The following is a 7,429-nucleotide window of genomic DNA, read 5'->3' on the forward strand; positions in this document are numbered from 1 at the left end:
CGTTACAGTGCTAATACTTATACTCTTCACTTCCCTTTTTAAATATCATTTTTTCTAGCTAACAGAGTTGCAATTAGCAAATTCCTTGCAAATTGCTTACTTACTTTCCTTAACTTGACGCGTATGGTAAAACCAACTGTGTCACCCCGTGGCTTGACCACAGGGTCCATAAAAATAATAAAGAATACTAATAATTTTAGTATTTTTAACTGTATCCCGTGGTCAAGCCACGGGATACAGAGGTAAAATTGATCCACGCAACAATACCAAGCGGGAATCCAAAAAATAACTTCCATAATTGATATAGAAGTTACATATTTATTCCAAAGGCGGACTATCTACATCACCTAACATTTTAGAAGTATCCTCTTGGGTCTTTTGATTATCAACTAAGCAATGAACATAGTTATCTAAATCAATTAATTTTTTAATAATGATATTATTATTTGTAATATCTCCTATTTGTTTATCAATTTTTAGTAAAGCAGCTTTATCGTCTCCTAGCTTTTGTATCTTCTCAAATAAAATATCTAATGTCTTCTTATTAGTATTAAAAGCACTTTCTACGTCTTTTAGGGAGTTTTCAATATTTTGTTTTGTTATGGTTATTATTTTTAAAAACTCCTCTTGTTTTTCTTGCAATAAATCAAATACTTCTTTAAAGTTTTCTGTATCTTTGCTTGATATGCTTGCAGCCGTATCTCCGGCATTGTTAATGTGATTAATAAGATCAAGAGGCATTCTAGAAATAAGCATTTTACAAACTGTTTTCATGCCTTTCTTAGCTGCTGTAATTAAAATGTATTTTCGGAATACCTATCAATAACATAAATCTAGGAATAAGCATTTCGCAAGCTTTTCCAAAATCTTTAGAGTTAGAGGGAAGTAAGGTTAAATATGTTTTGCCTTTTTGCTCACCGGATAAAATATATTTTTCAATAATATTGATAGCGTCATTAGAAATTTTTGAAATGAGTATCTCACTAACTTCTTCTAAACCTTGTTCAATAGCAGAATGTAGAAGAGTATTATGAGAAGCATTAGTCTTGTTGAATAACTCAGTATTTTTTATCTTTTCAATTAATTTTTTGGCTTCTATTGTATTTTTTTCTTTTATTGCTTTTGTTAATTTATCATATAACACTTCATCAGACTCTATTTAAAAAAATTCTTTTATACCTGCAAACATAATTTACTCTTATTAAACTTAATTAACATTATAAAAATAAGTTTAGAAATATAATAGATATTTAATCGAGGATATAAAAATGGGATTTAAAGTAAGGAGTGGTGGTGGCCACGGTTGGAATTGAACCAACGACACAAGGATTTTCAGTCCTTTGCTCTACCGACTGAGCTACGTGGCCATGTATACTCGTTTTATTTGAAAAATTGGCTACGTCGTTCTACAAGTACTGCGGTACTCACGTATAAGCGCTGCGTTCCTAGTCTTGTGAACTCCTTGCTCTTTTCCAAATAAAACTTTGTCTACTCTTCATTTATTCAGATGATGCCTAAATCGTCATTGCGAGCGGACATTGTTGAGTGTAGTCGTTTTTCCGTCATTGCGAGAAGAATTACACAATAATTCAACGAAGCAATCCAGTTAAAAAATTCTGATTTACAGATTTTTTTTAATCTTTTTTTGGATTGACGCGTCGCTTCGCTCCTCGCAATGACGATTTGGTATCTACACAATAACACTTCCTCGCAATGACTGAAAAATCAAATACAACAATAAGCTTATAATAGATTAATCGGCTTTTGTCTATTCTTAATTAGTAATATTAGACAAAAATACTTAATTATGATATTATGAGCGTTTATTTTTATAACGGTTTTTTATGATCAAAATCGGTAATATAGAACTTTCTTCAAATGTAATTCTTGCTCCAATGTCTGATATTACGGACTTAGAATTTAGAAAATTGGTAAAAAGATTTGGTGCAGGACTTGTAGTTTCTGAGATGATAGCAAGTCGGGCAATGGTTGTGAAATCTAGGCAGTCAATGCAAAAATGTGCTATCATGCATGACGATCCGACAAGTGCATGCGTACAGCTAGCCGGCTGTGAGCCGAATATAATAGCTGAAGCTGCTAAAATGAACGAGGATATGGGAGCGAAAATTATCGATCTTAATTTCGGCTGTCCGGCGAAAAAAGTAGTAGGCGGTTATGCAGGTTCGGCTCTAATGAGGGATGAACAGCTGGCAGCTAAGATTTTTGAAGCTACCGTTAAAGCGGTGAAGATTCCAATAACGGTTAAAATGCGTATGGGGTGGGATGATAATACGAAAAACGCCCCGACTTTGGCTAAAATTGCTGAAAACTCAGGGATTCAAATGGTCACCGTTCATGGTAGAACGAGATGTCAGTTTTACTCCGGTAATGCTGATTGGGATTTTATACGATCAGTTAAAGAAGCAGTAAAAATTCCGGTTATTGCTAACGGTGACATCACTAATTTTGCTAAAGCAAAAGAAGCCTTGCAACAATCCGGTGCAGACGGTATTATGGTCGGTAGAGGAGCATACGGCAAACCTTGGATTATTTCACAAATTGATCATTACCTTAAAACCGGTGAAGGAAAACCTGCTCCATCTATAGCAGAGCAGCTAGATATCGTAACCGAGCATTATGAGGCAATAGTTGATTATTACGGCGAATCTGTGGGCGTACCTATTGCTCGTAAGCATATTGGTTGGTATAGTAGCGGTTTACCAAGTTCAGCAGAGTTTAGAGGTGCCGTTAATTTAATGAACAACCCCGCAGAGGTAAAAGAGAAAATTGCAGAATTTTATACGAGCGTTATGGAGACGAGTAAATGAAAAGAATTTTAAGTTTTATTTTTATAATATTGTTTTTTAATTTAATTTATGCGGATGAAAAAGCAGCGATTATAACTGATTATAAACCGGTATTTTTGCCTGTAATTGCTGAGAATAAAAAAATAAAAATCGCTATTCGTTCTTATGTAAATAATGAAAAATTATATTTCGTTTTAGTAGATCCAAATTCTTTTAAAACTGAGCTAACCCTACAAGAGCTAGTAATTTTACCTACAAATAACACAGAAAAAGAAAATCTTCTAAAAAAATTAAATAAAACTCCGTATATTGAAGCTTTAAATAAATATACCTCTGCACCTTATATGTTACAAAATTACGGTGCTACGAGTAGCATGTATAAAGTAAAAGGGCAGTTCTTGACGATTGATATGTGTCCTTCTTCCAAACGCTTTGAAGAAGATTTTTTTAAAAAGCTCGTAGAATTATCGAGCAAACTAAATAAACCTATTCCGATTGCTATATGTGTTTCAGGCTTATGGATTAATAAGCATACAGAAGAGTTCTTATGGTTATTAAAGCAACAAGAAAACGGTTATTTACAAATAACATGGGTTAATCATTCATTTAGCCATCCTTACTTTAAAGATAAACCTCTTGAAGATAATTTTCTTCTTTCCAATAAAGATGATTTTGAAAATGAAGTATTAGAAGCAGGGGAAATATTAGTAAGTTATAATATTGCTCCGTCGCCTTTCTTTCGTTTCCCAGGATTAGTTTCTGATCAAACATTAATAGAAAAGCTAAAAGATTTAGGATTTATTCCGCTTGGCAGCAATGCATGGCTTGCTAAAAGCGAAAAAGTTCAAGACGGCTCTTTTATATTAGTACACGGTAATAGTAACGAAAAAGCCGGAATAGATTTAATTATGCCGATGTTACCAGAATTAAAGTTACTTCCTATTGAAAAGGGGTTTTTATTACATGACAATTGATTAGCTAGATATTAAAATTGGAGCATCAATGACTCAAGCAGTAAAATCACCAGTCATTATAAATAAATACGGCAAATTTCTTATATCACCTGAAGAATATGAGAAATTTAATCAACTTGAAGATATGTATTGGGAAATGCAGGCAAAAAATGAAAGTAAAAGCGGTTTTTTATCAGAGAAAGAGAGTAAAGATTTTTTAAATAATATATTAGACTGTGTAAAGTAATAGACTATAACTTAACTTTTCTAGTAGGGCTTTTATCTCTTTGAATATCAAGTTTTGTACCAAATAACGGAGAAGCTTGTAAAAAATCAATAAGGGAAGATTCTGATGAATTTGTTATAATGCTACACAAACGTTTGTTTTCGTCTAATACTTCTAGATTTACTTCTATTAAAGGCTGCGTGAGTAAATGCTTAATAATTTCGGACCATTCTATTAAAATTAAATTGCCGTTTAATGCCTCTTCAAATCCAAGTTCGTAAATTTCTTCAGGTGATTTAAGACGATACAGGTCATAGTGATAGATAGTAAAGTTAGATGCTTTATATGTTTGCAGTAAGTTAAAAGTCGGGCTTATAATGCTCGTATTTTCACCGCAAAAATGTTTAATAATTTCACGACAAAAAAATGTTTTACCTGCTCCAAGGTCACCGTTAAGTAAAACTATATCATTTGGCTTTAAGCTGTGTGCAAAGAGTTTTGCAAGTTTTTTTGTCTCTTCCTCGTTATTTAGCGTATGCATTTTTTAACTTGATTAATCATTTGTAAATATTGGTTCTGAAAAGTGTTTGAATGAATATTCTGAACATTCCAGTTTTCGCTATTTAATATTATTATTTTAGCGTTTAATTTGTCGTATAATAGTGAATTTTGTTCGTTACTTAAAATAAGACATTTGTTATTAGACTCTTTAATTAAATCTTCTAGCTTGCTTATATATCGTAGACTTTTTTGACTTTCACTATATAATTTTGCAGTTTTAATATTAGTATTAAGAAAAAAATACTCGCTACTATCACTTAATAAAACTACGTCTTTTATCATTGCAAATTCATTATTTTTAATTTCTTGTAGCTTGCTTAATTCTTTAAATGCTGCTGAAAGGTTATTATTAATATCTTCTTGTAGCTCAGGAAAATTTTCACTAAATATTCGTGCAAATTCCTGTAGTAAAATTGCAGTATTATTAAGATCAAGCCAAATATGCCAATTATCTTTTATAGTGGTTAAAGATTTAATATTACTGATTTTAATAATATTTTTGCTATGATTATCAATTAATTTCTCGGCAAAACTGTCAAATTGTTCATTAATATAAATTGCTATATCGGCATTTTTAACTTTAGCAAGATCACTTGGCTTTATATTATGGTGATGAGGGCAATCATTGTTTACTGCTAAACTCTCGATATCAGCTTTATCCTTAACAAGTATCGAAACAATACTAGCAATTGGCGTAATACTTACAACTATCTTAGGCTTAGCGTAGCTAGTAAGGCTGAAGAATGTAAGGAATAGTAAAGTTAGAATCTTTCCGGTGTCATCCCGTGGTTTGACCACGGTATCCATTTTTTTGGATCCCACGATCAAGTCGCGGGATGACATTAGAAGTATATTATAAATCTTAATCTTCATAACTTTTCCAACAACTCCCATTTACTAGGCTTGAAATCCTGCTCTATCCAAAAATTTTTTAGATATTCTAGTTTTGCTCCTATCTCTTTTTTTTCTATATTCATATTTACTAAGTCATTACCGTTTACTTGGAATTTCGGACGTAATAATACATCATATTTATGAATAAATTCTTTTACTTGTGAATGGTTTAATTTACCGATTATGCTAGCTGCTAATAAATATTCCTTATAGTTCTTCTTTTCAAACCAAATTTTTTTTATATCACATTCAGCGTCATTCAAAAAGTTGATTATCGATAATATTTGTATTACTTCCTGTCTTGCGAATTTCCAATCGAGAAGAAGCTTTGAATTTATGTTTTTTAAATTATATAGTAATAAAGCATAATTAGTTGCTAATTCTAATTCTTTAGATTGCTCAAAAAATTTTATTTCATAATTTTGGATAGAGAATATTAGTTCTAATATTCCTATTTCAAACATAGCTTTTAAAATTTGTGCCGCTCTTTTTGAAACGATAATTTTATCCATTTCGCTTTTAATTCGCTCTCGTGATAAAGTTTTTAAGCCATCTTTTAAAGCTTTACATGCTTTAAAGATGCCGTCATCAAGCTGATTCGCATAATAGCTAGAAAACCGAAAAAAGCGTAGGATTCGTAAGTAATCTTCTTTAATTCTATCTAGAGCTTCCCCTATAAATATAACCTTTTTCTGCTGCAAATCCTTAAATCCTTCAAAATAATCATATATCTCGTTCTTAAAGGGGCAATAGCTTAAAGCATTAATAGTAAAATCTCGTCTTGCAGCATCTTCGGTAAAATCGTCGGTGAATACTACTTTGGCATGTCTACCGTTGCATTCGATATCTTTTCTAAGAGTTGTAATCTCAAATTTCTCCTTATTTAAAATAGCCGTAATCGTACCAAATTTTAAACCGGTCTGGATAGTTTTGATATTAGCTTTCAATAAAATATTTGTTACTTCATCCGGTATTAAATTAGTAGCTATATCGATATCATAACTGCTTTTTTCAAGTAACGCATCTCGTACGCAGCCGCCAATAAGTCTTGCTTGTCCTTTTTTATTTAAAAGGCTCAAGATTTTTTTATATCCTTTTGAAGGGATTTTTAAAGTTGTATGTATAACTTGCATTATTTGATTTTACCTATAGTATCGGGTAGTTTTTAAAAAGAACCCTAGGGTCATCCACTCGTTCCTTTATGTAATTCCCGCGTAGGCGGGAATCCAGTATTTTAAAGCTTTTAAAAAGCTCGATTTATCTCGATTTAACCTAGGGATACCCGCCTACGCGGGGATGACCTCGAGTAGATTTTACCGTACATTTCTTTTTATTGCAAAAGATAACAGGGATTTTTTAAAAAATCGTGATTAATTGTTATTAAGCTCCCGTGGCATTTAGCTTTGTAATTGAGATTGATATGAATTTCGGCTTTTTCACAATGATTATTATTATTAATGACAATTTTCTGTCCATGATTAGTTATGAAAATATTATCTTTTAAAGGTAACACCATACTATCTTTTTGTCCGAACCAATTAGCCTAATAAGTTCTATTAAATGTAGGCATTTTATCAGCATAAATTATAAGCTTGTCATCTTTGTCTTTAATGCCTACTGCCATATGATTTGTGTCAAATATTAATTCCGGCTTTGGAGAGTAGAACATAAATATAAAAGATATTATCATCATTACAAGACCAAGCAAACGCCACGAGGTTTTCCATATACAAATCCAAAAAAAACGAAAAAAAAGTAATATGCTGAAATTGGTAATATAACTGAAATACCATACAGCTCCCGGTAAGCTATTAAAATAGGCAGCTGATTTTATGATTATTTCAATAAAAAATCCTATGATAACTAAACAATTCTCAGCTATAAGCTGAGAGGTTATAAAGTGGAATCGATTAGAAATCGATCATCATTAATAGGCTCACCTTCTTGCTCATCAATATACTGCTGTATCATTTCATCAGTAATATTAC

At 31.7% G+C, this 7,429-nt stretch carries 9 protein-coding genes, 1 tRNA gene and 2 pseudogenes; 3 read left to right on the forward strand and 9 right to left on the reverse strand.

The window, feature by feature from the left end:
- Positions 1 to 38: 38 nt before the first annotated feature.
- The 4 genes from ACKTSD_RS00005 to ACKTSD_RS00020 all read right to left on the reverse strand — a co-directional run bounded on the left by ACKTSD_RS00005 (position 39) and on the right by ACKTSD_RS00020 (position 1,367).
- Positions 39 to 296 carry a hypothetical protein gene (locus tag ACKTSD_RS00005; RefSeq protein WP_412707433.1) on the reverse strand — a complete coding sequence of 86 codons (258 nt, stop codon included), beginning with the start codon at positions 294 to 296 and terminating at the stop codon, positions 39 to 41.
- A gap of 22 nt (positions 297 to 318) precedes the next feature.
- Positions 319 to 774 (reverse strand): hypothetical protein, encoded by a 456-nt coding sequence (locus ACKTSD_RS00010; RefSeq protein WP_412707425.1) that lies wholly within the window; start codon positions 772 to 774, stop codon positions 319 to 321.
- Positions 775 to 781: 7 nt separating this feature from the next.
- The gene (locus ACKTSD_RS00015) at positions 782 to 1,144 is read right to left on the reverse strand and encodes a hypothetical protein (protein WP_412707426.1); all 363 of its coding nucleotides are present in this window, start codon (positions 1,142 to 1,144) and stop codon (positions 782 to 784) included.
- Positions 1,145 to 1,291: 147 nt separating this feature from the next.
- A tRNA-Phe gene (locus ACKTSD_RS00020) sits at positions 1,292 to 1,367 on the reverse strand.
- Positions 1,368 to 1,844: 477 nt separating this feature from the next.
- Here ACKTSD_RS00020 and dusB point away from each other — a divergent pair.
- Genes dusB through ACKTSD_RS00035 form a run of 3 tightly spaced genes read left to right on the forward strand, consistent with a single transcriptional unit; the run spans position 1,845 to position 4,007 of the window.
- Positions 1,845 to 2,828, forward strand: coding sequence for a tRNA dihydrouridine synthase DusB (gene dusB / locus ACKTSD_RS00025; RefSeq protein WP_412707427.1), 984 nt, complete (start codon positions 1,845 to 1,847; stop codon positions 2,826 to 2,828).
- Complete coding sequence (locus tag ACKTSD_RS00030) at positions 2,825 to 3,781, forward strand: polysaccharide deacetylase family protein (protein WP_412707428.1); 957 nt, start codon at positions 2,825 to 2,827, stop codon at positions 3,779 to 3,781. Before dusB ends, ACKTSD_RS00030 begins: the two co-directional genes overlap by 4 nt.
- A gap of 28 nt (positions 3,782 to 3,809) precedes the next feature.
- Positions 3,810 to 4,007, forward strand: coding sequence for a toxin-antitoxin system subunit antitoxin (locus tag ACKTSD_RS00035; protein ID WP_412707429.1), 198 nt, complete (start codon positions 3,810 to 3,812; stop codon positions 4,005 to 4,007).
- A 4-nt stretch (positions 4,008 to 4,011) separates the two neighbouring features.
- On the opposite strand, the gene tsaE is transcribed toward ACKTSD_RS00035, so the two are convergent.
- The 5 genes and pseudogenes from tsaE to ACKTSD_RS07780 form a co-directional block, all read right to left on the reverse strand.
- Complete coding sequence (gene tsaE / locus ACKTSD_RS00040; protein ID WP_412707430.1) at positions 4,012 to 4,527, reverse strand: tRNA (adenosine(37)-N6)-threonylcarbamoyltransferase complex ATPase subunit type 1 TsaE; 516 nt, start codon at positions 4,525 to 4,527, stop codon at positions 4,012 to 4,014.
- Entirely contained in the window at positions 4,515 to 5,354 is an 840-nt protein-coding gene (locus ACKTSD_RS00045; RefSeq protein ID WP_456237189.1) for a metal ABC transporter solute-binding protein, Zn/Mn family, read from the reverse strand. The genes tsaE and ACKTSD_RS00045 overlap by 13 nt, the downstream gene beginning before the upstream one ends.
- A gap of 62 nt (positions 5,355 to 5,416) precedes the next feature.
- A complete protein-coding gene (locus tag ACKTSD_RS00050) occupies positions 5,417 to 6,574 on the reverse strand; it encodes a CCA tRNA nucleotidyltransferase (protein ID WP_412707431.1) in 1,158 nt (385 codons plus the stop codon).
- 413 nt (positions 6,575 to 6,987) lie between these two features.
- A pseudogene (locus ACKTSD_RS00055) lies at positions 6,988 to 7,131 on the reverse strand (ComEC/Rec2 family competence protein); the annotation flags it as partial.
- A 203-nt stretch (positions 7,132 to 7,334) separates the two neighbouring features.
- Positions 7,335 to 7,429 (reverse strand): annotated as a pseudogene (locus ACKTSD_RS07780) (IS200/IS605 family transposase); the annotation flags it as partial.

The sequence above is a fragment of the Candidatus Rickettsia kedanie genome, assembly GCF_045865205.1.
GTDB classification, from domain to species: domain Bacteria; phylum Pseudomonadota; class Alphaproteobacteria; order Rickettsiales; family Rickettsiaceae; genus Rickettsia; species Rickettsia australis.